At 69.3% G+C, this 25,242-nt stretch carries 27 protein-coding genes and 1 tRNA gene; 19 read left to right on the top strand and 9 right to left on the bottom strand.

Annotated elements, in window-relative coordinates; translation table 11 throughout:
• The 3 genes from AB0J52_RS00730 to AB0J52_RS00720 form a co-directional block, all read left to right on the top strand.
• Nucleotides 1–534, top strand: a 534-nt coding sequence (locus AB0J52_RS00730; RefSeq protein ID WP_500179439.1) for a sensor histidine kinase, incomplete at its 5' end; no start/stop codon positions are given.
• On the top strand, nt 534–1,142 hold the full coding sequence (locus AB0J52_RS00725; protein WP_500179443.1) for a response regulator: 609 nt from the start codon (nt 534–536) through the stop codon (nt 1,140–1,142). The genes AB0J52_RS00730 and AB0J52_RS00725, both read left to right, overlap by 1 nt.
• Before the next feature lie 419 nt (nt 1,143–1,561).
• A complete protein-coding gene (locus AB0J52_RS00720; protein ID WP_500179442.1) occupies nt 1,562–2,812 on the top strand; it encodes an NBR1-Ig-like domain-containing protein in 1,251 nt (416 codons plus the stop codon).
• 133 nt (nt 2,813–2,945) lie between these two features.
• On the opposite strand, the gene AB0J52_RS00715 is transcribed toward AB0J52_RS00720, so the two are convergent.
• The 3 genes from AB0J52_RS00715 to AB0J52_RS00705 all read right to left on the bottom strand — a co-directional run bounded on the left by AB0J52_RS00715 (nt 2,946) and on the right by AB0J52_RS00705 (nt 5,769).
• Complete coding sequence (locus tag AB0J52_RS00715; protein ID WP_500179438.1) at nt 2,946–3,890, bottom strand: SpoIID/LytB domain-containing protein; 945 nt, start codon at nt 3,888–3,890, stop codon at nt 2,946–2,948.
• Between the two features lie 34 nt (nt 3,891–3,924).
• Entirely contained in the window at nt 3,925–4,815 is an 891-nt protein-coding gene (locus AB0J52_RS00710; protein WP_500179437.1) for a peptidase inhibitor family I36 protein, read from the bottom strand.
• 75 nt (nt 4,816–4,890) lie between these two features.
• Entirely contained in the window at nt 4,891–5,769 is an 879-nt protein-coding gene (locus AB0J52_RS00705; RefSeq protein WP_500179436.1) for a peptidoglycan-binding domain-containing protein, read from the bottom strand.
• A gap of 775 nt (nt 5,770–6,544) precedes the next feature.
• On the opposite strand from AB0J52_RS00705, the gene AB0J52_RS00700 reads away from it, so the two are divergent.
• A complete protein-coding gene (locus AB0J52_RS00700; protein ID WP_500179435.1) occupies nt 6,545–7,363 on the top strand; it encodes a S1 family peptidase in 819 nt (272 codons plus the stop codon).
• A 186-nt stretch (nt 7,364–7,549) separates the two neighbouring features.
• Here the strand turns inward: AB0J52_RS00700 and AB0J52_RS00695 are convergent, their stop codons facing one another.
• Both AB0J52_RS00695 and AB0J52_RS00690 read right to left on the bottom strand, forming a co-directional pair.
• Nucleotides 7,550–7,828, bottom strand: a complete 279-nt coding sequence (locus AB0J52_RS00695) for a hypothetical protein (RefSeq protein ID WP_500179434.1) — start codon at nt 7,826–7,828, stop codon at nt 7,550–7,552.
• Between the two features lie 927 nt (nt 7,829–8,755).
• Nucleotides 8,756–8,956: a hypothetical protein gene (locus AB0J52_RS00690; protein ID WP_500179433.1), complete on the bottom strand. Its 201-nt coding sequence runs from the start codon at nt 8,954–8,956 to the stop codon at nt 8,756–8,758.
• Between the two features lie 538 nt (nt 8,957–9,494).
• Between AB0J52_RS00690 and AB0J52_RS00685 the strand changes: the two genes are divergently transcribed.
• Nucleotides 9,495–9,713 (top strand): hypothetical protein, encoded by a 219-nt coding sequence (locus AB0J52_RS00685; protein WP_500179432.1) that lies wholly within the window; start codon nt 9,495–9,497, stop codon nt 9,711–9,713.
• Nucleotides 9,714–9,717: 4 nt separating this feature from the next.
• On the opposite strand, the gene AB0J52_RS00680 is transcribed toward AB0J52_RS00685, so the two are convergent.
• The gene (locus AB0J52_RS00680) at nt 9,718–10,794 is read right to left on the bottom strand and encodes a helix-turn-helix domain-containing protein (protein ID WP_500179431.1); all 1,077 of its coding nucleotides are present in this window, start codon (nt 10,792–10,794) and stop codon (nt 9,718–9,720) included.
• Nucleotides 10,795–11,136: 342 nt separating this feature from the next.
• Here AB0J52_RS00680 and AB0J52_RS00675 point away from each other — a divergent pair, with 342 nt between their 5' ends.
• The 13 genes from AB0J52_RS00675 to AB0J52_RS00615 all read left to right on the top strand — a co-directional run bounded on the left by AB0J52_RS00675 (nt 11,137) and on the right by AB0J52_RS00615 (nt 20,721).
• The gene (locus AB0J52_RS00675; RefSeq protein WP_500179430.1) at nt 11,137–11,547 is read left to right on the top strand and encodes a hypothetical protein; all 411 of its coding nucleotides are present in this window, start codon (nt 11,137–11,139) and stop codon (nt 11,545–11,547) included.
• 447 nt (nt 11,548–11,994) lie between these two features.
• On the top strand, nt 11,995–12,453 hold the full coding sequence (locus tag AB0J52_RS00670) for a hypothetical protein (RefSeq protein ID WP_500179429.1): 459 nt from the start codon (nt 11,995–11,997) through the stop codon (nt 12,451–12,453).
• A complete protein-coding gene (locus AB0J52_RS00665; RefSeq protein ID WP_500179428.1) occupies nt 12,446–13,339 on the top strand; it encodes an endonuclease/exonuclease/phosphatase family protein in 894 nt (297 codons plus the stop codon). Before AB0J52_RS00670 ends, AB0J52_RS00665 begins: the two co-directional genes overlap by 8 nt.
• 118 nt (nt 13,340–13,457) lie before the next feature.
• Nucleotides 13,458–14,183 (top strand): GntR family transcriptional regulator, encoded by a 726-nt coding sequence (locus AB0J52_RS00660; RefSeq protein WP_500179427.1) that lies wholly within the window; start codon nt 13,458–13,460, stop codon nt 14,181–14,183.
• Between the two features lie 120 nt (nt 14,184–14,303).
• Nucleotides 14,304–14,723 (top strand): plasmid replication, integration and excision activator, encoded by a 420-nt coding sequence (locus AB0J52_RS00655; RefSeq protein ID WP_500179426.1) that lies wholly within the window; start codon nt 14,304–14,306, stop codon nt 14,721–14,723.
• A 20-nt stretch (nt 14,724–14,743) separates the two neighbouring features.
• Nucleotides 14,744–15,010, top strand: coding sequence for a hypothetical protein (locus AB0J52_RS00650; protein ID WP_500179425.1), 267 nt, complete (start codon nt 14,744–14,746; stop codon nt 15,008–15,010).
• Complete coding sequence (locus tag AB0J52_RS00645; protein ID WP_500179424.1) at nt 15,010–15,321, top strand: hypothetical protein; 312 nt, start codon at nt 15,010–15,012, stop codon at nt 15,319–15,321. The genes AB0J52_RS00650 and AB0J52_RS00645 overlap by 1 nt, the downstream gene beginning before the upstream one ends.
• The gene (locus AB0J52_RS00640) at nt 15,318–15,596 is read left to right on the top strand and encodes a hypothetical protein (RefSeq protein WP_500179423.1); all 279 of its coding nucleotides are present in this window, start codon (nt 15,318–15,320) and stop codon (nt 15,594–15,596) included. Before AB0J52_RS00645 ends, AB0J52_RS00640 begins: the two co-directional genes overlap by 4 nt.
• 35 nt (nt 15,597–15,631) lie before the next feature.
• The gene (locus tag AB0J52_RS00635) at nt 15,632–17,221 is read left to right on the top strand and encodes an FtsK/SpoIIIE domain-containing protein (protein WP_500179422.1); all 1,590 of its coding nucleotides are present in this window, start codon (nt 15,632–15,634) and stop codon (nt 17,219–17,221) included.
• Nucleotides 17,218–17,430 (top strand): hypothetical protein, encoded by a 213-nt coding sequence (locus AB0J52_RS00630; protein ID WP_500179421.1) that lies wholly within the window; start codon nt 17,218–17,220, stop codon nt 17,428–17,430. Before AB0J52_RS00635 ends, AB0J52_RS00630 begins: the two co-directional genes overlap by 4 nt.
• Complete coding sequence (locus tag AB0J52_RS00625; RefSeq protein ID WP_500179420.1) at nt 17,427–19,115, top strand: replication initiator; 1,689 nt, start codon at nt 17,427–17,429, stop codon at nt 19,113–19,115. The genes AB0J52_RS00630 and AB0J52_RS00625 overlap by 4 nt, the downstream gene beginning before the upstream one ends.
• Complete coding sequence (locus tag AB0J52_RS00620; RefSeq protein WP_500179419.1) at nt 19,112–19,363, top strand: excisionase family DNA-binding protein; 252 nt, start codon at nt 19,112–19,114, stop codon at nt 19,361–19,363. Before AB0J52_RS00625 ends, AB0J52_RS00620 begins: the two co-directional genes overlap by 4 nt.
• Nucleotides 19,363–20,721: a tyrosine-type recombinase/integrase gene (locus AB0J52_RS00615; RefSeq protein ID WP_500179418.1), complete on the top strand. Its 1,359-nt coding sequence runs from the start codon at nt 19,363–19,365 to the stop codon at nt 20,719–20,721. Before AB0J52_RS00620 ends, AB0J52_RS00615 begins: the two co-directional genes overlap by 1 nt.
• A gap of 59 nt (nt 20,722–20,780) precedes the next feature.
• On the opposite strand, the gene AB0J52_RS00610 is transcribed toward AB0J52_RS00615, so the two are convergent.
• A tRNA-Ala gene (locus AB0J52_RS00610) sits at nt 20,781–20,853 on the bottom strand.
• 145 nt (nt 20,854–20,998) lie between these two features.
• Nucleotides 20,999–21,118 (bottom strand): DLW-39 family protein, encoded by a 120-nt coding sequence (locus AB0J52_RS00605; protein WP_211245696.1) that lies wholly within the window; start codon nt 21,116–21,118, stop codon nt 20,999–21,001.
• Between the two features lie 230 nt (nt 21,119–21,348).
• Here AB0J52_RS00605 and AB0J52_RS00600 point away from each other — a divergent pair, with 230 nt between their 5' ends.
• Complete coding sequence (locus tag AB0J52_RS00600) at nt 21,349–21,564, top strand: hypothetical protein (protein WP_500179417.1); 216 nt, start codon at nt 21,349–21,351, stop codon at nt 21,562–21,564.
• An 815-nt stretch (nt 21,565–22,379) separates the two neighbouring features.
• On the opposite strand, the gene AB0J52_RS00595 is transcribed toward AB0J52_RS00600, so the two are convergent.
• Nucleotides 22,380–25,199, bottom strand: a complete 2,820-nt coding sequence (locus AB0J52_RS00595; RefSeq protein ID WP_500179416.1) for a transcriptional regulator — start codon at nt 25,197–25,199, stop codon at nt 22,380–22,382.
• Nucleotides 25,200–25,242: the final 43 nt, after the last annotated feature.

Raw genomic sequence — 25,242 nt, 5'->3', positions numbered from 1 at the left:
CTGGCCCTGCTCGACCTGCCGCCCGGACCCGCCGCCGACCACGTCGCGCGCGCCCACCGCGAGTCCCGCAAGGCGCTGACCGAACTGCGCGAGCTGATCCACGGCATCCACCCGCAGGTCCTGACCCAGCACGGGCTGGGCGCGGCCGTCCAGGACGCGGCCGACCGCTGTCCCGTTCCCGTCGACCTCACCTGGGACATCCCCGGCCGGCTGCCCGCCGCCCTGGAGGCCACCGGCTACTTCGTCGTCTGCGAGGCGCTGGCCAACATCGCCCGGCACAGCGGCGCGGAGCGCGCGTGGATCACCGGCGCGCACCACGGCGACGCCCTGGTGCTGGAGATCGGCGATGATGGCGCGGGCGGCGCCGACCCGGCCGCCGGCAGCGGCCTGACCGGGCTGTCCGACCGGCTCGCGGTCGTCGGCGGCGCCCTCGCGCTGACCAGCCCGTCCGGAGGCCCGACCCTGCTGAGAGTGGAGATGCCGTGTCCGAAGCCCGTTCCCTCCGCGTCGTCCTCGCCGAGGACGGGGCCCTGATGCGGGACGGCCTGACCGCCGTCCTCACCCGGTTCGGACACGAGGTCGTCGGGGCCGTCGCGGACGCGCCGTCCCTCACCGCCGCGGTCGAGGCGCACCGGCCGGACCTCGTCGTCACCGACGTCCGGATGCCGCCGACCCTGACCGACGACGGCCTGCGCGCCGCCATCGACCTGCGCGAACGCGACCCCGGACTGCCCGTGCTCGTCCTCAGCCAGTACATCGAGACGGCCTCGGCGGGCGCGCTGCTCGACTCCACCGAGGCCCGCGCGGTCGGCTACCTGCTGAAGGACCGGATCATCGACGTCACCGACTTCGCCGACGCCGTGCGCCAGGTCGCGGACGGCGGCACGGTCATCGACCCCGAGGTGGTCCGGCACCTGCTGGCCCGCCGCCGCGACCCCCTGGAGCGCCTCACCCCCCGTGAGCGCGAGGTGCTGGCCCTCATGGCGCAGGGCCGCTCCAACGCCGCGATCGCGCAGGCGCTCACGGTCTCGGCCGCCGCCGTCGGCAAGCACATCAACGGCATGCTGGCCAAGCTCGACCTGCCCCCGGACGCCGACGACCACCGCCGTGTCCTGGCCGTCCTCACCTACCTCCGCTCCTGACACCGCCTGAACACGGCACGCGGGGCCCCGCCGAACGGTGGCGGCCCGGCATGGTCGGGCGCGTGCGACGCCCATCACTCTCAGTGATGTTCGCTACGACACAAAAGGCGAGGACGAGGGCTGTCCGTTAGGCACTCCGGCTCTTCAACCGTGCCACTCCGGGACGGCGGCGGCACCGCCGTTCCGGCCACCCCGACGCGGGCCATCGCGAAGTCGAACCGCGCTGATCAGCGCATATCCGATCACCTTCGCGCCGCTGCCGCGGACCGGCCGTCCGCCGACCGGGCCGGGGTGGTGACGGCGCGAACCCGGCAGGGGACGTAGCGTCTAGGACACTTGTGTTTTGACGGGTCGTCCGCAACACGGGTTACGCCTTGAGTGATTACCAAGAGCGCTGCTAACTTCGGCCGGTGGACGAGATGCGTGCACGCGCGGAGGCGATCGAGGGCTTCGCGGAGGTCCTGCGGGAACTCCGAACCTCGGTCGGCAATCCGTCATTCCGGGAGATGTCCGGACGGTCGGGGGCGATCTCGCACACCACGCTTCACGAGGCTACGAAGGGCAACCGCCTCCCGAGCTGGGGCACCACCGCCGAATTCGTCAAGGCCTGCGGCGGGGACCCGGAGGCGTACCGCGAGCGCTGGGAACAGGCGAACCTCGTGGTCAGGGGCGCGAGCACCCCGCCCCCGCGTCCGGCCGACGAGGTCGGCGCTCCGGTCGGCGGCGCTCCGGTCGGCGACACCTCGGAAGCGCAGTCGTTCCCGGTGACCGTCGGGTCGTCCGGCGGAGATCCTGCGGCGTCCGCAACCGCGCCGCCGAGGCCGCCCGGTACCGCCTCGCCCCAGACGTCCGCGCCCGGACAGCCGCCTGCCGACGCGTCGGCGTCCATCCCTGCCGTGCCGCAGCCGTCGCATCCGGCCACGGCATCCGCGCCCGTCCCTGCGCAGTCGCCCGGCACTCCGTCGGGGACCATGCCTTCGGGAACGATGGCTCCGCTACCGCTACCGCATCCGCCTGGCGGCGGTCCGCCTCAGCAACCGCTGCCGCCGCACCCGCACGCCGGGTTCGAGGGCGGCATCCAGCAGGTCGGCGCTCCATCGCGACCGCGCAAGCGGATCCGGCCGATCCACCTGGCCGCGGCGGTCATCGCCGCCGCCGGTGTGGGAGCGGTCGTCTACGTGATGACCATGGGCGACGGCGATCCCAAGTCCCATGCTCCGGTTCAAAGCCCGTCCGACCGTTCGTCCTCGGCGGCCGTCGCGGCCGGCTGCCCGGTGAAGCCCAGCCAGCCGGCGTGGGCGCCGCCGCTGCACAAGGGAGACGCGGCGGCGTTCGTCGACGACGTCACGCTCCGCGACTGCACCGTGGTGGGCCCCGGCCAGACCGTCATCAAGGTGTGGCGCATCCGGAACACCGGCGCGCTGTACTGGCGCGGGTACTCGCTGCGCCGCCTCGACCTCCCGCAGACGGCCGACGACTGCCGCACCAAGAACCGCGTGCCCATCAAGTACACGCGCCCCGGCGACACCGTCGACATCCGGGTCGAGGTCACCACACCCAAGAAACCTGCCTTCTGCTACGTGCGCTTCAAGATGCTGGACAGTGACGGACGGGTCGCCTTCACCGGCAACCGACCGGTCAACTTCCAGCTCGTCGTCCGCGAGCACTGACCGCCCGGGCACCGAACACCGCGGGCACGTCCTTTTCTGCTCGGCGTCCGAGCCCACCGACCAACGACCAACGACCAATGGTTCCCCGCCGTGGGAGCACGGCGGGGAACCAGAGGTCAGACCATCTCCCCGACTAGGCGATGGCGATTCCGCGGTAGTAGTACTTCAGGATCCGCGTGTAGCTCCAGCCGGCGTTCGCCTTGTCACGGGAGCCGTACTGCGACATCCAGTCGCCGGTCTTCCAGGCGCCGCAGGCGGTCGTCGTGGAGCAGTACTGCGCCATGAAGATCTTGCCGCTGCGGGTCATCCGGTGACCCCACGTCGCGTCCACCGCGGCGTTGGTGCGCGCCGTGGCGGAGCCCGGGACGTACACCTGGCTGTTGGTGTTGTCGTAGACGTCGAAGCAGTGGCCGTTGATCTTGCGCGTCGAGTGCAGCGCCCACCACCAGGCGTAGCTCTTGACGGCCATGGCCCCGGCCTTGAGCGACTCCGACTTCCAGCTCGGCATCCACTCCTTGGGCAGGACGTTCTTCACGTAGTACTTGAAGTTGACCCGCTCCACCCGGCCCGTCCGCGTGCGGTACACGAGGATGGTCGAGGGCTCCTTGGTGTTCGTCCCGTCGGTCTTGCAGCCGGTGGGCGGCGGCGTGCTGGACGGGCCGATCTTGTGCGACGCGTTCTGGTTCTTCAGGCTGGAGTTCAGGTTGCCCTTGGTCCCGGCCTTGAAGTCCTGGTACTTGCCGCCGTAGTTGCTGTTGAAGTAGACCCGCACGGTCTTGCCCGTGCGGTTCCACACCGAGGCCGCGTGGTTCTTGACGCAGACGCCCTTGCCGGCGCCGGCGCTCTTGAAGTCGTAGCAGCCCGGCTGCTTCGCGCCGTAGTCGGCCACCGACCCGGTGAAGTCCGACAGCGAGCCCTTCTGGCCGCTGTTGTAGTAGAGGCAGAACTCGCCGGTGTCGCACTTGCCGTTACGGCCGGCGGCCTCCGCCACACCCGTGGTCGTCGCGAGCACCGTCCCGCCGAGCGTCATCGCCGCGGTCGCCGCGGTGACCCGCGCCACCATCTTCCGTTTGGTCACGATCGTCCTTATCGTCCGTCAGCCGTCGCGGCGATCAGCGGTAGTTGTAGCCCTGGGAGACCCAGAACGAGACCGGGTTCGGGTTGTCCAGGCGGGGGTCGCTGACGCTCTTGGCGGCCAGCTTCTGGTAGCCGAGGCGCATCTCGACGTGGGTGTGCGCACCGCCGGAGGAGGACACGCCGTGCCACGCCTCGGTCGCGATGTACTGGCCCTTGGAGATCGTCTGGCCGACGCGCAGCGAGGACGACGGGGCGGAGTGCAGGTAGATGACCGTCTTCTTCGTCGAGGCGTTGTAGACGGAGATCGTGGACAGGCCGGACCGGCCGTTGTAGCCGCGGGCGATGTAGATGACCTTGCCCGGGGTCAGCGCGTAGACCTTGGAGCCGATGCGGCGCGCGATGTCGGTGCCCTCGTGGCGTCCGGGCGTGGTGGTGTACTTGTCGAAGCCGCAGGTGATGCGGCCGCCGCTGGTCTTGTACAGCGCGTACGACATGTTCACGCGGTTGCTCGGCGAGAACTGGTGCGAGGCGTTCTGGTTCTTCAGGGTGGAGTTCAGGTTGCCCTTCGCCCCCGCCTTGAAGTCCTGGTACCGGCCGCCGTAGTTGCTGTTGAAGTAGACCCGCACGGTCTTGCTGCTGCGGTTCCAGACGGAGGCGGTGGCGTTCTTGACGCACTTGCCCTTGCCCGCGCCGGCGCTCTTGAAGTCGTAGCAGCCCGGCTGCTTCGCACCGTAGTCGGCGACCGAGCCGGTGAAGTCCGACAGGGAGCCCTTCTGGTTGCTGTTGTAATAGAGGCAGAACTCGCCGGTCTCGCACTTCCCGTTGCGCCCCGCCGCGTCAGCGGAAGAAGCAGTGGTGGCGACAACCGCACCGCCGATCGCAGCAGCGGCGGTCGCCGTCGTGAGGACCTTGGTGAGCATTCTCATGGACTGTTCTCCTTGATACTGGCGGGGGCTTGGGATGCGGACGGGTCAGCGAAGGCCGAGGGCATTCCTCCGGGGTCAGCGAGTCCGGAGGTACTCCTCCCACGTGCGGATGGTCACCTTCGGACCGTCGTCCTTGCCACGGTTGGCGAGCCCGTTCTGACCGAGGTAGTAGTCACCGATCTGGTGCTGGGCCTGAACGGAAAGGTCGGTGTCGTTAATGGCGGTCGCGTGAATGTGCCACGGCCAGTTGCCCTGGCTCGGGCTGCGGACCCAGGCGGCGAATCCGACCTGGCGCAGCGCCTTGGCGACGGCGGTGCGGGTGGCGGCGTTCATGCCCTTGACGTTGATGTCGACGACCCCGCCGCCGTCGTGGGTCCCGACGGACGTCGGGTCGCCGCCCGGGTTGTAGGAACCCTGGTCAAGGACGAGCTTGCGGTGCAGCGTCTTCTGCGCCTGCAGCAGCATCTTCTGCGTGCGGGTGTTCACGTAGTACTTGGTGCCGAACTTCACCTTCGGACCCGGCACGATGACGTGGTTCACGGTGAACCGGCCGGCGCCGAGCTTGGCGAGCGAGGACTTGCCCGGCAGGCCGTTGGCGCTGAGCCCCTTGTATCCGAGGGACTTCTGGAACTTGGTGTAGGCCGCGGTCGTCGTCGTGCCGAAGTAGCCGTCCACCCACTTCTTGTCGAGCAGGTGCTTGTCGGCGAGGGCCTTCTCGACCAGCAGCACGCTGGCCTTGGCGCCCGGGGTCAGCTTGTTGTCGGCCCGGCGCGGGTCGATCTGCGCGGCCTTGACGAGCGCTTCCATGTTCACGCCGGGGAGGGCCGAGGCGTTGGACTCCGGAGCGGCCCGGTGCGCGGTGTTCCCCTGCGCGGCCGACACCGCGGTCACCCCTGCCAGCGAGGTGAGCACGACGGCCGCCGTGGCGGCAGCGGCGTATTTAGGCAGCTTCATCGGTTCTCCTGGGGTCTGCGGCGGGGGGCGTGCTCAAGTGGTGCCAACACTTCCGGGGATGATCACGTGTCCGCAAGACGGGGGTGTTGTCAGCCTGTTCGACACGCTTCGCGGACACGCGTACGCCCTGCCTGACAGGCAGTTTCATGAACAAAAGCGACAAAACGGACTGGGGCGTGCGGGGCCGTCGTGACGGGGCCGCATCGCCGCCCGTCCACCCCTGGAGCACCAGGTCACCGGCCGCCGACCGCCCGTCCCTGCCGGACGCGTCAAGCCGTCGCCGCGGCGGTCGGCGCAGCCGTGTTCGATGGCCGCGAACGGCTGTCCCGCATCCGCCGATTCCGGTTGCGGACACCGGGAGCGGCCGTTAGGAGGCGGTTCGCGGCATTCGCCTACTCGACCCGTCCGCCCGTCGAAAGCGCCCCCGAATCAGCGACCTTTTCGCGAACGCGACCTCATGGCCAATCCGAATCCCCGGCCTTGCAACCCACACAGCAGAAATCCCGCTCCGCGGTATCGGCGGGGATCAACAAACCATCCAGCCGAAGACCCATTTCCATGATCCACTGGACGTACTCGGGACAACTGCCGCCCCGCCCCGAAAGTTCCCGCTCCGCTCGGATCCGCTCATTGTCCTTCGATATCTGCCGTCATCACGCGCGCCGCGTCTGGGGGCTGGCTACACCATGCGAACGCCTGCTGCCCGGATGTCCCGGCGCCTCTCCGACGACCAGGCTGGAGGTGTCCGGAAATCCGACCAGAAAAGGAACCTCCTGTGTTCGCTCCCCAATCCGCGCGCCGCCACGCGAAGCGCGCCGCCGTCCTCGTCCTGGCCGCCGGCGCGGCCGGTCTGACCGTGACGGCCGGCAGCGCCAACGCGATCATCAACGGCAAGGACGCCACGGAGCCGTACCCGTTCATGGCGTCGATCCCGGTGGCGGCCGACGAGATCCAGTTCAAGGGAGTCTGCGGGGGTTCCCTGATCGACCGCCAGTGGGTGCTCACCGCCGCGCACTGCGTCGTGGAGACGCGAGCGGACGGCACCGTCCGGATCGGCAGCCAGCGGTACAAGTCCGGAGGCACCGTCCGCACCATCACTCGCACGATCGTCCACCCGGGCTACAAGAGCGGTGACCCCGAGCAGAACCGACCCAACTCCAACGACGTCGCGCTGCTCCGCCTGGACCGTCCCGTCAGCGAGAAGCCCATCCGCATCGCCAACCAGCCCGGACCTCCCGGCACCCCCACCCGGCTGCTCGGCTTCGGCACGGTCGTGGAGAGCCCCGACCCCGCCAAGTGGGTCTTCGCCGAGCGGCTGCAGCAGCTCGACGCCCGCCGGGGATCGGCCGCCGAGTGCGCCCCGGGCTACGCCGACCAGACCAGGCTCTGCACGGTCAGCCGGGTGCCCCACGCCATGGCCTGCAACGGAGACTCCGGCGGCCCGCAGATCCAGCGGGCCCGGAACGGCCGCTGGGAACTCATCGGCGTGACCTCGGGCCCCGGTGCCCCGGGCCTCTCCTGCTCGCAGGGCCCGGGCCTCTACAGCAGCGCCCCCGCCTTCGCCAAGTGGATCAAGAAGACCATGCACGCCTGATCCCGTCTCACCGCGCCGCGCCGGCCAACCATCCCGTCGGCCGCCGCAGCGCCCCGCTCCCTCGCGAGACCGCCCCCGCCCGACGCCTCCGGCCGGGGGCGCTCTCCCTTCGTCACCCGGACCCGCTGCCATCCTCGACGGCTCGCGATCCTCTGGGGAGCCCGCACGTCCAGCCGAGGCACGCGACTACAGGTCTGTGGCGTACCCCTCGATGAAGTAGGACCTGTCAGGTTCGAAAGGTGGGCAGCCCAGTATCCCGACGAGGTGCGGCCAGTGTTCGGGCGTGACCGGATACGAGTACGTGAACCACTCGTCGTCGCCGTAGTCGAAGAGGCCGCGCACCCTGATGAACTGCTCCCGGCTGATGGGGCAGGTAGTGCAGCCCTGCTCGTCGCCGGTACTGAAGGAAATGAGCTGCCATCCCATGTTCTGGCCATCGGCGTAACGAGCGGGGTCTCCGGGCATGGCGAGATTCTGGCAGTGGCGCGGGCGGCGGCACGACCCCGTGGCGGCCTGTTGGCGACGGACCGGCGGACGGCGCATGATGCGCGGCCCGGCACAGGCGAGCGGGCGGCCCGAGCTACCTCCATGCGACGGATGGGCGGCACCGGGAGATCACAGACACGTTGAGCGAGATGGCCAACGCCGACCGCAAGGGCGAGAGGCGCTTCGGGCGCGCAGCGGGCACGGGCGCGCAAGAAGCGGCCCTGAAAAACGAGAGCCCAGGTCAGGAAAACAATCCTGACCTGGGCTTTCTTAGGCGTGGAGCCTAGGGGATTCGAACCCCTGACACCCGGCTTGCAAATCTGCGTGATTAACCCACATCAGCCCTCTGACCTGGGCGACCCATGGTCCACAACTGCCCTCCACTGCCCCCTGTTCACCCCTCCTAATTGCACGCTAATTGCACGCCCCTCGCCGTGCTGGCCTGCGACAACGCGGGGCCCTCGTGCAACCCAGTGCACGCCTCCGCGCCTGCCCAAGCTTCTCGCCTCGCTGCCTTGTCTGCCCGCCCCCGGCGCTGCTGGTCTAGATCACGGTGCCAAGGCTCCTTTGCCCGTTGCAGCTCCTTCCACATGCCGAACAACTTCCCTTCACCATCGCCAACCTTCGCCATCGCACCGTAATTAGTGCCCTGAACTGGCAGGACGCGTAACGTCCGTGAGGGCCTGGCCCTCGTCGCCAAACCGGCAACTCGTCGTCACAGACGCAGCGACCGGCCCAGAGTGCTCATTCGCGCGAACGGCGAGAACCCCGTGCCAGACAGAAGCGCGCGAATGAGTGCTCTGGTTCGCGGGGGTCCAGGGGGCGGCGCAGCCCCCTGGTTCGAACTCGCCCAACCCGTTCCCGGTGGCCGGAACCGCCACGACCACGGCGGCCCCGGCCGGTTCCTCACCCGGTGAGGCTGGCCCAGTAGTCCAGCACCTTCACGCGCTCGGCCTCCTCGGGGATGCGCGCTACCAGCTCGGTGACCACCTCGACCATCAGGGCGTCGTCGGTGTCACGGGAGAACTCGCGCTGCGCGGGAGGCAGCGACAGTTCGTAGACGGCCAAGGCGGCGGTGTGCGCTTCGGGGCTGAGGTTGAGGTACATGGTGGGGCTCCCTTCCGGTCCGTCGTCTGCGCCCGCAGGGCAACCGGGCGGGGAGGACGCCGGTCCAGATGGAGCGCCCCACGGACGAACGATCTGGACCGGCGTCCTCCCCGCCTGGTAGGGCTACGTCCCGCTGACGACGGACCGGAAGGGAGCCCCACCTACCCGCGACCGCCTCCAGGACGCCCCCGGCGTACGTCTACGAACTGTCGCTGCCTCCCGCACCCGGCCGTCTCCGGCGACAATGCGGGATGGGCGGCGGCGCGCCCCGGTGACTGCCGCTCGCCGGGCGGTAGGGCGCGGGCGTCGCCGATGCGCGGCCGGGCGCGCGGGGCCGGTGACCGGCGCCCACGCCGCACGCTCCGGCCGCGCTGGCGGCGGGCCGCGCCAACGGCGCGAGCGCCGCCGCCCTTGATCTCAAACGGCTAAATTCGGCAAGCCCCTGCGGGCAACTCATCACCGCGAACGCGCGCACTCGGTGTGTGGGTGGGCGTCGGTAGGCTGCGATGGCACAGGCCCGCTAGCTGTTTGGAGCATCGTGGAGAAGTGGAAGCTGTCGTACTGGGATGGCGGCACGGATGCCATGTTGGGGATGGATACCCGGCCTGATCCGTCCTTCGAGGTCGAGCTTCCGACCGATGGTCTTGCCCGGACTGGTGAGGACGAACAGAAGATCCTTGAGTTGATGCGCGAGGCGGTGCGTGAGCACGCGGGCGAACACGCCATCCTGACCGACGCGGCCATCGTCGGCGACTGAAGGTCTAGATACGGCTTCGGGCGTCCTGGTAGCGGTCCGAGTAATACGCGTGATCGCGTGGAAAGCCTTCTAGATCGCCAAGGCTCGCTGCGTACAGGGCGGCTGCATCGCTCCAGTCCCGGACCGCATAGGCCATGTCCGCCCGTTGGAGTTGGGCGCGCACTGGGTCAAGCCAGTACAACCAGCCGGGCCGTTCTCCGGGGTCGGGGACGCGTAGCGCGAGCTGGTACGCCTCATCGCTCAGTCGTCGTGCCCGGTCACGTTCGCCTGCTGCGGCGGCGGCCATTCCCTCGGTGTGCGCCGCGATTGCCTCCGCTGCGGGTGACAGCCCTCGGCCCGGTGGAGCCACGCGAGCGCCTTCCGCGATGCGGAGTGCTCGAAGGGGGTCCTTGTGGGTCAGCACGTAGTGCGATCGGACTCGGGTAACCCACGAGGTGAGGTCGTAGGCTCCTGCTTCGCTCGCCCACCCTTGCGCTAGGTCGAGCCAGCTCAAGGCAACTCCTGGCCGATTCTCTTGGGCAGCGACCCAAGAGAGCCAGTGTGCGTGTTCGGCTGCGAGCGATAGAAGCTTGTCGGCGGTTGCCCCCGAAGCATCCGGGATGAGGCGAGTCACGCTGTCGAGCTGGCTCCGCACCACCGGCCAGAGTTCGCGGCCGCCTACCTGGTCCTCGGCGCGACGGTGGCTGGCGAGAACCTCACCAATCCAATCTGCCACACGCACGTCTGCGCGGCCGGTCGAATGTGCGTGCGCGATCCGCTCGCGCAGCTCGGGCGGCGGCAACCAGTCCGAGAGATCCTGTTCCCGCGCGGGAACGCCTCCCAACTCTTCCGGCACGTTCAACCCCCGGGTTATCCGGTCGATCACCTCAGCCGAGGTGATCTTTTTGATCCCGCGCTCGACCTTGGAAATGTACGGCTGATCCATGCCAACGAGTGGTTCCAGCTCTCGCTGGCTGATCCCTGCTACTCGCCGGTACTCGCAGAAGATCGCGGCCCAATCCTGTCGAGCCCACGCGGCGCGTAGACGCGGATTGGTCCAGGGTTGGCGATCACTCACACGCCGACGATATCCCGGAGGCATGTCCCCAGGACATCGGATCTGAGGAGTCGGCCCTTCACGATGGGTCACCACATCACACGGTGATCAAACCAGCGTGGAGGCTGAGCGTTCATGACGGACAGGGTGCGCGAGTGCGCCGAGTGCCATGGGCGGGGATGGAAGTTGGTTTCCGTGCGTCGCCTGGTCCTGATCCGGAACTCGGTCCGAGGTGTAGGCCCGAAGCCTGAACGGCGGCCTTGCTCCTGGTGCTCGCCTGAGTCCTCGTCTCGGGCGGCCTGATGAGCTGCGGGGCCGGTGGCGTTGTGCGCTGGGCACACAGGGAGCGTCACCGGTCCCGCTTCCAACGGTGGAAGGGGGTAGGCGGTGGGTGAGCGTCCTTTGACTGAGGATGAGGCGTCGGTGTGGGCTCCGGCGGCGCGTGCGCTGGTGGTGGAGTTGGCGGCGCGGGGCCTGGTCGCGAAGGTGCGTGGTCATGGTGCGGTCTTCGCGCGGAACCCTGCTGGTGAGCCTGCTCCTGACGACCTGGTCGGCGCGGCTGTTTCGCCGGGCCTGAACCAAGAGGTGTGGTGTCGTCCGAACGGGCCGGACCGCGAGTTGTGGTGGTGGTGGGCCTGGTCGCTCCCGCGTCCTGTCGGTGGCGACACGGACGGCTCGGCCTTGGTGGCTCCCTCGGTGGAGCTGGAGGCGTTGTGTCCGGTGGCTGAACCGGTGCGGGCGGCTGAGGCTATCGCGCGGGTGTTGGCGGTGCCGTTCACCGATGCGTCGGTGTCGTGATGCCGGGCGAGTCCGCCCGTGAGTTCCCCCGCGATGTGCTTCGGGACTCCTGCGGCCGGGTGCTGGGTGGGGTCGCTGGTGCCCTTGGGGGGCGTGCTCCTGGTCGCGAGGCTTCGGGGGGTGAAGCCGCGGGACGACCGACCGGTTCCGGCGCTGGTCGGGTGCAGCTTCCGGAGGGCCTGGACGCCGAACCGCTCACGCGGTCGATTCGGGAGGAGTTCGGCGGGCGGGTGGAGGCGGCTTGGTATGGCACGGCGACGCGAACGTGGTGGGCGTTGGTCCGTGTGGGTGGCGGGCTTCGGCTGGTGGAAGCGATGAGTCCTCGGGAGTTGCGTGATGCGATTGTTCAGGCGGACGGCTGGCCTTGGCCGCGCAAGGGCCCACGGGCTGCGCAAGCGCAAGACACCGGAGCGCGAAGGGCTGTCCGGCGCTCGGGTTGAGGTCCAGGTGGACGAGACGACCAGCACTCGCGAGGCGTCTGCGAACGGGTCAAGTACTGCGACGTTGGCGCTGGCCGAAACGCTGGCCGAAACTATGGCGCTGCTGCGCGCGGCGCTGTCGGTGCCGCTGTCGCTGGAGGAGACCGGGGACCTGTTGGAGTGGCTGTTTGACGCCATGGACCAACTGTTGGCGGTGCTCGGGGCCGTGGGTGATGGGCTGCATTCCACCTATCAGGCCACCGTCGCGACGGGTGACCTGTGGGACGACCAGGGCGCGGGCCGGGTCCGCGCGAGGGTGTACGCCCTGGATCAGGCCATGGTGAACCTGGCCTCATGCGGCGACACCATCGGGGGCGCTCACATGCTCCTCGGCCACGCCAAAGACGCTTTGGCCCAGATTCCGCCAGACAGCGCAGTCAGCGCCCTAACCGCCCCTTCGGCCGGGAAGGGCACGCCTGATGAGTGATCCGGTGACCTTGCGCGTCAGCACCTGGAACCTGAACAACGGCGGCATTGATGGCGGCACCGACACCGGCGCTGGGGACGACTCGCGCCTTCGCGGCATCCTTGCCAAGCTCACCGCGACCGGTCCGCATGACGTGGTGTTCCTCCAGGAATGCAAGTGGGGCCGGTGGGGCTCCAAGCGGCTCCACCAGGTCGCGCGGCACCTGGACATGCCCGGCGGCCGGTACCTGGTGCCCGCGCTCCGCTACGGCTGTGACCTGGCGGTGCTGGTCCGTGAGTCCCCGAAGCTGCGCGTGGTGCAAGAGCGGCACGAAACCGGGGTCGGGCCGTGGTTTCACGCGCTGCTGCGAGTGGAGGCCGACCTGGGCGCGGGCATCGGCACACCACGCCGGGTGGACCTGTGCGGGGTGCACCTCGCCCCGTCCAGCCCCCGCGCTCGCGCGCTGGAAGCTGAGATGTTCAACCTGATGGGGAAGGTCCCGGTGATCGCGGCCGGGGACTACAACGCCCGTGCCCTGGCTGAACGGGACCTGCCGAACGTCGATGACGTCACCAGCGGACGAGTTGAACGCAAACTCGACGCCACGCCCGCTCAGATCATCGCCGATGCCGGGTTCACCGACCTGGGCGAGTTGGCCGGGGACCTGACCCCCACCGTCGGCTACAGCCTCAAACCGACCGTGGCTCACCGCGCCGACCGTATCCACACCAACATCAACGCCGTCGAAGTCCTCGAACACACCGTGATCACCGCCACCGACGGCACCCGCCGCCTGTCCGACCACGACGGGGTTACCGCCCTCATCCGCATCCCCCTCGAAGACGTACCGCTGTCAGGCATCCAGCGCGGCACGGGGCGACTGAGGCGACAGCCGCACCGACCGTGAGGAAGTGGGCGCGTTGGCTACCTCGGCGTGTTGGTGGGCGTGACCTGCGCTTGGCCTGTGGATAAGCTGCCGGTAGAGCGGTCGATCGCTCAAGTGGCAGAACCGTCAGGTGGTCAACATGTCGAGTTTGGAATTCGAGCCTCCGAAGTATGCGCGCGTGGTGCTGGAGCTGCGCCGTCGTATCGAAGATGGCGAGTACACGCCGGGGGCGGCTCTGCCGTCTGAGTCTCAGTTGGTGCGTGAGTTCGCGGTCGGCCGTACCACGGTGGTCCGGGCGCTGGAGCTGCTGAAGAAAGACGGTTGGATCACCCGTGAGCACGGGCGGGGCTCGTTCGTGCGCGGCCGTCCGGTCACACGGGAAGAATCCAGCCGTCCCGGCCTGGCGGTGCTGGAGCAGCCGGAGACGGCGCGTCCGGTCGTCGTCGGCCTGGCCGAAGTTTCACCTGGTGTGGCTGCGCTGATGGGCGTGGACCGGAGTGAGCAGATGATCCGGCGGCGCTGGGTCAACGTGGTGGATGGCATTCCCTCAGAGCTGGTGACGTGCTGGTTCCCGCCTGCGCTCACCTACGGGACGGACCTGGACTCTGACCAGCCGATCGCGGCGGGCATCCGGGAGCATCTGCGCACGGTCAAGGGCCTGCGCATTGATCACATCGTGGAACAGCTCACCGCGCGTCTTCCTCGACCTGATGAGGCCGAGTTGCTCGACCTCAAGCCCAACGATGCGGTGCTCGCACTGACTGCCTCTGTGCGAGACGCGGCCGACGCCTCCCGGTTCGGGGTTGAGGTGCTGCTACCTGGCCATCTTCACGATCTGGAGGACCGCTACAGCGTGCCGGACTAGCCCGTCCAGCGAATGTGACTCACGTCACATGCTTATTCACTTGTCCGGACGAGTGAACGGCGTATTCTCTAGGTATCAGCTTGACCGGACAAGAGGTCAAGCGGACAAGGGAGATGGCGCATGGCGGTTCTGGGACGGATCCCGGTGAACTTCGGAGAGGTGTTCCCCCACGGGGTGTTCGCCACGGCGGCGGCTGAGCCGCTGGAGAACTTCGAGACCAAGCGGCAGGAGATCGACAAGGAGAACGGTCTGCGGGTCTGGGTGGTGGACGTGTACGACGCCGACCCCGAGGCCAACCACAGGAACAGCGCGATCAGGGTGAAGATTTCCGCCGAGGTCTGCCCGGTGGTGCCCGAGCCGGTGATGGGCCCGTTCCGTCCGTGTGAGTTCGAGGGGCTGACGGTCACGCCGTATGTGGACGACTCGGGGAAGCGTCCTCGGATCGCCTACTCGTGGCGGGCGCGTGGGGTGCGGGCTCCGGCCGGTGCGCCCGGTGGCGTGAAGTCCCGTCCGGCGGCGGCGACCAAGGACGCGGCCTGATGGGGGCGGGCAAGGGGCGCATGAGCGCCATGACGCTCCCGGTGGACGCCGGGGCCACCAGTGAGTTCCGGACCTTCCGGGCCCGTACCCCGCTGTTCTCGATCATCGCGGGCCGAGTCCTGGTGACGCTCACGCTCCCGGAGCGGCTGCGGCCGGAAGACGTCGAGTTCGCCCGGACCCTGGCCGAGCAGGCACACGCCTACGCGACCGAAGTCGAGCGGGCCTACAAGGCCAGCGGGCGGAACTCCCTCACGGCGCGATCGGCGCGGAAGGGGCGGGCGGCCTGATGGGCGAGTCCTCCTACACCACGATCACGATGAAGCCGGGCAAGGCTCCCGACATCGGGATCACCCTGTACGGCGGTGAAACGCTGACGGTGCTGGACTGCACCTCGCGCGCCGCTCAGGTCTCCCTGTCGATGGAGTCGGCCCACGTCACGATCTGCCCGCCCTCGCAAGAGGCGGTCACTGACGCCGACGTGGCCACGGCGCGGGAGTTGGCCGAGGCGTTCACCGCCTACGCGGCCAAGGTCGAACAGCTCCACGCCCAGCACACCGCCGACCGGTCCGGCGCGGATGGTTCGGAGCGTGCGGCGTGAGCGGCCTGGTCCTGCTGGGCCTGGTGCTGATGGCGCTGGGCGTGATGGGTGGGTTGGCGCTGCTGGGTGAGTGGCTGGAGACGCGGCGGGCGGTGCGGTGGTGTCACAGCATGGGCCGTCACTGCGGCCGGGTCTCCTGCGAGCCGTGTGCGCTGGCTGCTCAGTCGGCCGAGTCCGCCGAGTTGGCCGCGAAGGTCGATGCCCGTCCGGTGCTGGTGGTGCCGGTGCTGCTGCGGTGGCCGTCGATCCCGGGCGAGTGGACCCGGGTCACCTGAATCCGCGATTTCGCGCGAGGTGAGGGCGGGGCGGCGTGAAGCTGCAACCTTCCCGCCGCCCCTTCCCCCTCGTCCGCTTCCTCTACCTGCGCAAAGTCCACGAAACCCGAAGGGGTGACCTCATCATGGCATGGGAGTTCCGCAAGCTCGGTCCTGGCGAGAACGTCGCGGTCGAAGCCTCCACCGACCCGTTCGCGGGCCCCAAGTGGGCGCCGCCCGTCTGGCACATGCCCGAGGGCCTGGTGCTGCTGGTCAACCTGGTCCGCTTCCTGGTCCGCCTGACCGTCTTCACCATCCGCAACGCCCTCCCGCTGTCTGTCCTCGCGGGTCTGGGGTGGCTGGCCTACCGGTACGGCTGGGCCCTGCCCGTCGTCCTGGTGCTGCTCGCCGGAGCCGGTCTCGGCGTCTGGGCGTACACCGATCGTCCCTCGTTCCTCCACTGGGTCGGTTACCCGGCGCGCGCCAAGTGGCGGTACTTCCGGATCTACCGGCGCGACTGGCAACCGGTGATCGTCACAGCGGGCCTGTCCCGAACCCACAAGGGCCGCGAGTACCTGCCGTCGATCAAGCGCGTCCGCTGCGACTCGGCGTCGGATCGCGTGCTCGTCCAGATGCTCAAAGGGCAAGCCCCCGATGCCTGGGAGAACGTCACGGCCAACCTCGCGCACGGCTTCGGCTCCTCCCTGGTGCGGGTCCGGCACGGTGGCCGACCGGGGCGCGTCTGGCTGGAGTTCGTCCGTAAAGACGTCCTGGCCACCCCGATTTCCGCGCTGCCGCTCCCCGCCGCGTCCGCCGTGGATCTGTGCGGGCTGGAGATCGGGCGGTGTGAGGACGGTTCTCCGTGGCGGCTGCGGGTCCAGGGGACTCACGTCCTGGTCGCGGGCGCGACCGGCTCGGGCAAGGGGTCGGTGATCTGGTCGGTGGTGCGGGCGCTGCTCCCGCTGATGCTCGTCGGGCTGGTCGAGGTCTGGGCCATCGATCCCAAGCGCATGGAACTGAGCTTTGGGCGGGCGCTGTTCGAGCGGTACGGCCGGTACTCCGATGACCCGAAGGGCGGGATGGTCAAGCTGCTGGAAGCGGCGGCCGAGGACATGAACGCCCGCGCGGCCGAGTTCGGCGGGGCTGTCCGATCATTCACCCCTAGCACGCGGCACCCGTTCCGGCTGATCATCGTGGATGAGCTGGCGTTCCTGACCGCCTACTGCCCAGAACGCGACCTGCGCAAGCGCGCAGAATCGGCGTTGGCGGTGCTGGCCTCACAGGGACGGTCGGTCGGCTACGGAGTGCTGGGCGCGCAGCAGGACGCACGCAAAGAGGTCAACAACCTGCGGAACCTGTTCCCCGACCGGATGGCGCTGCGCCTCGACGAATCCGACCAGGTGGACATGATCCTTGGGGACGGCGCGCGGGACCGGGGCGCGTACGCCGACCAGATCTCGACCGTCCCGGAGATCGGCGCGGGCGTCGGCTACGTCCGGCTCGAAACCGTCCCCGACCCGGTTCGCGTCCGGGCCGCCTACGTCTCCGACGACGACATCCGCGCCATGGTCGCCTACGCCCTGGCCAACGACGAACGAGACGACGACCAGGACGACGGCACGTTCGGTCCCGGAGCTGCCGCGTGAGCGCCCCTCGGCACTGGCTGGACCCGTTGCGCTGCCCCGCCTGCAACCGGCTGAACCCCTCGTGGCTGGCCTACCGGCCCGACCGGGACGGCGACCGGGTGACCTGCCAGTCCTGCAACGCCGTCGTCCTGGTGCTGCTCGCCGACGGCCGTCTGTCCGAACTCCGCCTGATCAACCAGCACGAGACGACGGGAGGTGACGCCCGATGAAGCACACACAACCCACCCTCGACGCCCCGGACGTCCCCGACGCCTCCGCCGAACCGGCCGAGCAGACCGGGCGAGTGAAGGTGCTGCCTCCGCTGGCGCGGGACCTGGTGAAGGCCGTCGCCCTCGAACACGGCGTGTGCATCCGCCCCGTGCCCATGCGGCGCGTGGACCTGCACACCGGAGCGTCCGAGGTGGTCTACGTCCCGTGCGGGCACACCCTCGCCTCGGTCTGCCCTCCGTGCGCTGAGCGCAAGCGCAAGCTCCGCGCCGTCCAGTGCTCCCAGGGCTGGCACCTGGACACCGAACCGGAGATCGTCCGCGAGGACCCGGCCGAGCAACAGCGCAACCTGATGGAACTGCGCGCCCACGCACAGGCCGAACGCGACCGGGCCGAAGCCGAAGGAACCGCACACGGGGAACCGGTCGGGTTCTGGGATGGGCTGCTGGCCGAACTCGACGTCGAGATCGAACGCGCCGGAGTCCGAGGCACCCTCAAAACCGGCGACCAACCCGCCCGACGTACCCGATCCACGCGGCGGCGTCAGGACGCCCCCGACCTTCCCCGCCGTCCCGTCGATGCCCGCACGGTCGGCAAGACCTTCACCGCACCCGGCGGGAAGACCTTCCGGCCGTCGATCTTCCTCACCCTCACCCTCGACACCTACGGGCGCGTCCACTCAGACGGGACCCCGGTCGATCCGGACGGGTACGACTACCGGCGGGCCGCACGCGATGCGATCCACTTCGGCAAGCTGATCGACCGGTTCGTTCAGAACCTCCGCCGGTTCGTCGGCTACGACGTCCAGTACTTCGCCGCCGTCGAACCCCAACGCCGACTCGCCCCCCACCTGCACATGGCCATACGCGGAACCATCTCCCGCCGCGAACTGCGTCAGGTCGTCGCGGCCACATATCACCAGGTGTGGTGGCCCTCAACTGATCGGGTCGTCTACCCCAACGACCGGCTCCCGGCCTGGGACGACGCGGCGGGCGACGACGGGCAGGGCGGATACCTCGACCCCGACACCGGCGCGGCCCTGCCCACCTGGGACGAGGCCCTGGACGCCATTGGCGAAGACGACAACGCCGAACCCCTGCACGTCGTCCGCTTCGGACGCCAGATCGACGCACAGGGCGTCCTTGCCGACACCCCCGACGCGCGGCGCTGCATCGGCTACCTGACCAAATACCTGGTCAAGAGCGTCGCCGACTGCCACGAACCCGAAACCGACCGGCAGAAAGCCCACGTCGAACGCCTCGCCGACGCCCTCCGCTACGAGCCGTGCTCCCCGACCTGTGCGAACTGGCTCCGCTACGGCGTCCAGCCCAAGAACCCCCGCTCGGGCCTGGTGCCGGGGTTCTGCAAAGGCAAAGCACACAAGCGCGAACACCTCGGCTACGGCGGACGGCGCGTCCTGGTCTCCCGCAAGTGGTCCGGCAAGACCCTCGCCGACCACAAAGCCGACCGCAAAGCCTGGGTCCTCGCCCGCCTCGCCGAGGCCGGGATTTCGGCAACCAACACCGACACCGGACCCGGCTACGCCTGGGAACGCGCCGGACCCGCAGACCCCGACGTCCGATCACTCGAACACCGCCTACTGCTGCTGATCAACGAACGCGTCAAGCGACGCGAACAGCTCGCACAGGCCACCCCAGAACTCTCGGCAACCAAGGAGGCAGCGTGACCACCAAGCACACACAAACGCCGTCGTCTCCGTCGTCTGCGGCTGGGGAACGGCTGCTCACCATCGCCGAAGCGGCCGTGGTGTTCAACACCTCCGAACGCTTCCCCCGGCGGCTCGTGGCCGAACGACGCATCCGCTTCGTCAAGCTCGGACGCTTCGTCCGCATCCCCGAATCCGCCGCACGCGAATTCATCGCGAAGGGTCTCGTCGAACCCCTCACCGTCTCGACCGTTCGGAGGGTGGCGTAATGGCGAGAGGTAACAAGAAGGGTCATCGGCGTTTCGGACTGATCCGCAAGTTGCCTTCTGGGCGCTATCAGGCGAGTTATCTCGGCCCGACCGGGAAGCGTCACTATGCCCCAGAGACGTTCGTCCGGAAGAGCGACGCCGAACAGTGGCTCACGCTGATTGAGGCGCAGATGCTCCAGGGGGATTGGATCGACCCGGAGCTGGCCAAGGTCAAGCTCGTCGCATACATCGAGACGTGGATCAATGAGCGCCCGAAGCTGCGTCCTCGCACGGTGGAGCTGTACCGGCGGCTCCTGCGGCTGCACATCGCGCCGCACTTCGGGGAGATCTCGGTGGGTGACGTGCGTAGCAGCATGATCCGAAGCTGGCGTGTCGCGCTCCTCGCTGAGGGTGTCTCGGAATCCGTTGCGGCCAAGGCGTACCGGCTGCTGCGCGCGGTGTTCATGACGGCCGTGAACGAGGACGAGATCATTCGGCGCAACCCGTGCCGGATCAAAGGAGCGGGAGACGAGAACCCCGCCGAGCGGCCGACGCTAACGCTCGGTCAGGTCTACCAGCTCTCCGATCTGGTCGGCTCTCGACCGGTCGCCAACATCCGCCAAACGCCATCCGGGGAATACCGCGTGCACTACACCGGCGTTAACGGTGCCCGGTGTGCAATGCCAAGCACCTTTCCCGACCGGGACGCGGCTGAACGCGAACTCTGGAAGCTACTTCTCGCCGGGAAAGTTCAGGATGAGCACGACGACCGGTACCGGGCGCTGATCCTGCTCGTCGCTTTCACTAGCATCCGCTGGGGAGAGGCAATCGCCCTACGGCGGTGCGACGTCGACACAACAGCCTGCACGGTGCGCATCACCCGGCAATACATCGAACTCGATAATTCGGCGTTGGAGCTTGGTCCGCCGAAGTCCCGTGCTGGCGTCCGCACCGTGTCCTTCCCCCGCGCGATCCTTCCGGCAATCCTCGATCACCTGGACCGCTTCACCGGTCCAGAACTCGATGCCCTGGTCTTCACGACCCCCAAGGGAAAGGTCTACCGGCGCGCGAACTTCCGTCGCGGCTCCCGCTGGGCACGGGCCGTCGAAGCTGTCGGCGTTCCTGAACTGCACTTCCACGACCTGCGGCACACGGGCAACACCCTCGCGGCCGGTAGCGGTGCGAGCCTGCGTGACCTCATGGCACGGATGGGGCAGGACTCACCGCGCGCGGCCATGATCTACCAGCACGAGACCGCCACGGCAGGGCAGGCCATCGCAGCGGCCATCCACGAGCGGATCAAGGCGGTTCACGCGCAGGACGCCACGGACGACGAGGACGACGACGGTCCGGCGGGGGCGCTGGTCCCGGTGGCCTAATTGCACGCTAATTGCACGAACACCCCCGACCATGATCTGGTCGGGGGTGTTTTCGCAGGTGGAGCCTAGGGGATTCGAACCCCTGACACCCGGCTTGCAAAGCCGGTGCTCTACCAACTGAGCTAAGGCCCCTCGGCGGGTCAAAGCTTACCGGGGGACGGGCATCGCACGCGCCCGGTTATCGGGGTGCCGTGCACGGCCGGGTACGCCTTGGCCCGGCGGATCGGGACGGCTGTCCGTCCCGGTCACGCCGGGGCCATGCACGGCGTATATCGGTTCAGCTGTCGGTGGACGTGGCCTCGGTCCACAGGTCCAGCTCCGCCCGGTCCTGCTGCAGACGACGCCAGACGACGAACCCGCCAAGAGCCACGACGGCCAGAACAAGCAGCTTCTTCACGGTGGGGACCCCTTCACCTCGACTATGAAGCCAACCCGAGGGACATGGGTGTCAGGAGACTCTTCCCCCAGGTTCTCCGCAGCCTAGCAACCCGGGCCGAGCGATCCGCACCCCATGTGCCGTTATCGGACGCGCCGTCCAAGGACGGTGCGGGTGCTGTGGCGGGCCCGCCACCTCGTTTCGGACGCCGATCGGCCGGATAATCCGGGCAACGACGTCAGGGAGTCCCGATGAGCGCACAGGACGACTTCGGTCTCTGGGAACGGGAACTGCGGCCTGAGGCGGCGGACGGTCCGGAGTCCTCGGGCCGGCTCGGACTGCTGCTGGTGGCGGCCGCGACGGCCGCCGGGTGCACCCTTCTGATCACCTTGGGCGCGGTGCCGCTGGGCGCGGCCGGCCTGGCCCTCTCCTCGCTGATCCTGCTCCTGTGGCGGGCCGGGTTGTGATGTCGGCGCCTTTGACGGCGGAGTGACCGAGGCGGATGTCGTGTCCGGCATCGGTCTTGCCTTTCGGCGTGTGCAGCGGGTGCGGACGCTGCTTTCGGAGCGTCCGGGTGATTTCTGACTCGCAGGGGACGGCGACGGCGGCGAGGGGGTTCATCCACAGGGCGGGGACGACGGTTTGCACAGCTTTTCGGCTGCGTGGGCAGGGGTTCCGGGGTGTTTCTCCACACGGAAATCCCCAGTTGGCCGGGGTTTCGCGCACCGAGCGGCGCCTCTGGACAACGTTGGGGACGAGCTGTGGGCGACGCTCGGCGAGTCCACCGTCTTCCACAGCCTGTGGATAACTTCGGTGCACAACCTGTGCAGAGAAGGGGATGTCCGCCGTCCACCGCGCATCCCCAGAGTCACCCCCAGGCGGCGTCCGGTTATCCACCCCGTGGATAACGTTCTGACCAGCGCTGGAAGGAGTCCCCGCCCGGGTCGTGCCGCCTTCATGCACAGCCTGTGGGCAGCGGGCCTCCACAGTCTCCCGCATCCGGTGGAAACCGTCCGCCCACCGGAAATCCCCAGCCGCATCCCCAGATCATCTTCTTGTGCATCACACTGTGCGCCGCATCCACAGGCCTCACCACCCGACACGCGGGAGCTGATCGTCGGGCGGCCGACGGGGCCCTAGGGTGGGGTGGCGGCGTGTAGGCGAGGGACTCCCGTCCGCGAGTTATCCACAATCTGTGGACGCGCTTTCACTGGGCGCACACTGCGGGAACACTGGATCTCGGGAGCGGGGCGAAGGTTCCGTCCCCAGTTCTGACAGGTGGTCAGCGGCCGAGGATCCAGCGGCCGGACCAGCCCAGGAACCGGCGCGGGTACCCGTCGTCCCCGTCCAGCCCGCCGCCGTCCAGGACGTGGTCCAGCCCCGCGAGCACCCGGTCGAGTGCGGCCGTCGGCGCGGCCGTACGGGCTGCCACCGGTCCGAACACCCGGTCGGTCTCGTCGCGGGCCCAGAGGGCGAAGGCCCGGGCCTCGGTGTCACCGGCCATGGACAGGTAGAACAACGCCTGCCGCCACGCGTACGCCGCGTCCTTGACGGCGCGTAGCGGCAGTGCCGACCGGTGCGCGGTGAGCAGCCGGTCGCACATCACGGTGAAGGCGCGGCGCGCCAGCTCGGGCCAGCCAGGCCCGGGCGACACGCCGGCCGGCCCGACGAGCACGGCGAGATTGTGCGTGGTCAGGATCTGGGACTGCTCGATGACCCGTCCGTTCGCGGCCACCCACGACCCGCCCCCTGCTCCCGCGCGCGCCTTGCACAACGCCGCGAACTCCCTCGCGGCGTCCCGTTCCGGATCGGAGGTGAGACCGGCATGCGCCTTCCGCGCCCCTGCCTTCGGCGTCCGCGGCTCGCGCTTCGGTGGCGTGTCGGACGAGGCGGCCCCGTGCGCGGTCCGCAGCGTCCACAGGTGCGCCGTGTCGATGCCGTAGTAGCGGACGTAGAGCGAGCCGTCGAGCAGCTCAGCGGCGATCTCGGCGGCCCGCACGAACTTCGGGGAGAAGTCGTCCATGAAGATGTCCGCGGCGAGTTCCTCGACGAACGGCGCGTCGAGGCCGGCCTGCCGGGCGAGTGCGGAGAGCTCGGTGACCAGCCGGTTCGGGATGATCGTCCCCGGGAACGCGGTGAGGGTGAGCTCGCCGAGCCGGGTCAGCGCCGTCCGCGCGGCCGCCCGCGCCGCGTCACCGCCGCTCCCCCGCCGCGACTCGATCGCCCGTACCCAGGGCAGTTCCTCGAACCGCACCTGGTGTTCCAGGTTCACCAGCAGCAACGAACGCCGCTTGCGGAACGCCCGGTATCCCGCCGACACCAGCGTCGCCAAACGCTCGTCGGCGTAGTCCATCGCCACGGTGGACGCCACAAGCTGCGGAACGAGCCCCGCCAGCACTTCCGCCGATGCCACGATCCGCCGCTCGACCAACGTCTCGATCGGCGCCCTCAACCCCTGCCCGACCGTCCGCAGCACCACGTCGGGCATCACGGTCCCGACAGGGACTCCCGGACGCCCCGCCCGCACGCCATTGGCCTGGTCGAGAGACTGCCCAGGAGCGTCGCCCAGATACCGCCCGTGGGCATCCCACGGCCCTTGGCTCGGGACGGCCGCCTCGGCCGACCACTGGGCCGAGGCGGCCACCTCGCCTGAGTTCTGGCTCGGGACGGCCGCCTCGCCTGAGTTCTGGGCCGGGGTGGCCGCCTCGCCTGGGCCGTAGTTCGTGGTCGCTGCCTCGCCTGGATTCTGGGTTGAGGTGGCTGCCTCGCCTGAATTCTGGATCGGGGTGGCTGCCTCGCCGGGGCCGTAGACCGAGGTCGCTGCCTCGCCTGGATTCTGGGTGGGGGTGGCCGCCTCGCCTGGGGTTTGGGGCGAGGTGGCTGCCTCGTATCCGCTGGGGGGCGGCGTGTCCTTGGCGGGGAGTTGAGGAGTGTCGCCAGGGGTGGGGGGAGGCACGCGGTCCCGGTTGTTGGTCGGGAGAGGGGCGTCCTCTCGGCTGACGGGTGTGTCGTGGAGGGAACGAGCGTGTTCGTCCTGGGTCACCGGATGGATGAAGGAGGTGGTGTCAGGGAGGCCGTCGTCCTGGGGGAGAGCCGCCAGGCGGTCGGCCGCGATCTCGGCCAGCCTGCGGTGGACAGGACGGGCGGCGTCGGCGGCCTGGCGCTCGCGGAGGGCGGAGTGCTCGGGGGAGCCAGGGGTCCCCCGGCGGGCGACCATCGAATCGACGGCGTGCTGGAGCAGGCCACGCTTCGGGGTCCGGCCGCCGAGGACGTCCTCCATGGCGGTGCGCAGGATCGCCGCGTTCTCCTTCGGGCGGCGATGCTTCGAGCACAGCCGGTGCGCGGCGGCCAGGGCGCTGTATTCGGAGAGGAGGGCAGCAGAACGCTCCGCCCAGTCCTCGGGATAGGCGGCGGCTACGCGACCGTCCACGACCGTGGTCAGCCAGTGCGTGAGGAGGCGATCGGCGAAGGGATTCCACACGTTCAGCGCTTCGTGCATCGCGTCGATCGCGGGAGGCGTGCGGCGGGCGAGAAGCGCGGCGCGCACCTCACCGACCGAGCGCCTGAAGACATGCTCCGGGTCGCGCTGTGGTCGGCCGGGGTGGCGGCGGGGGACGAACCTGAGGCGGTCCGCGAAGGGTGCGATCTCGTCCAGGACGTCGAGCGCGGCGGTCCGGTCGCCGTCGCGCAGCAGCCACGCGACCGTGAGCAGCGCGGACTCCTCCGGGACGGTGATCTCGTAGTCCCCCGCGTCCAGCATGGCGTTGAGCTCGGCGATGCCGGCGTCGGTGAGGTAGTGCGCGAAGACGTCGGCTCGGTTGGCGGCGACGGCGGACTCGTGGGGGAGTAGCGGCCCACCCGCCAGGGGAGTGCCGGTGGCGAAGCCGCCGTGGACGACCTGGAGGGTGACCCATGCCGGGAGTCCTGCCACCGGTGTGCGGCTGCCGATGGCGAGCGTCCCGTCGGCCATCCCGTCGAGCACCCGCGTCCAGGCCCGGACGCGGTTCTCCGCGCGCCGCCTGGTGGCGGGGTCCTCGTGCCGAGTGGCCGTCGTGAAGGCGCGCGCGAGGCGCCCGAGCGGGTAACCCTCTCCGATGTTCATAGCCAGCGTGGCGGGCTCCGCCCCCGCGCCCTCCGGGAAGAAG

The organism is Spirillospora sp. NPDC049652, assembly GCF_040675125.1.
Lineage (GTDB): Bacteria > Actinomycetota > Actinomycetes > Streptosporangiales > Streptosporangiaceae > Spirillospora.
The sequence above is the reverse complement of the archived record's forward strand: the minus strand, read 5'-3'. Positions and strand labels throughout refer to the sequence as shown.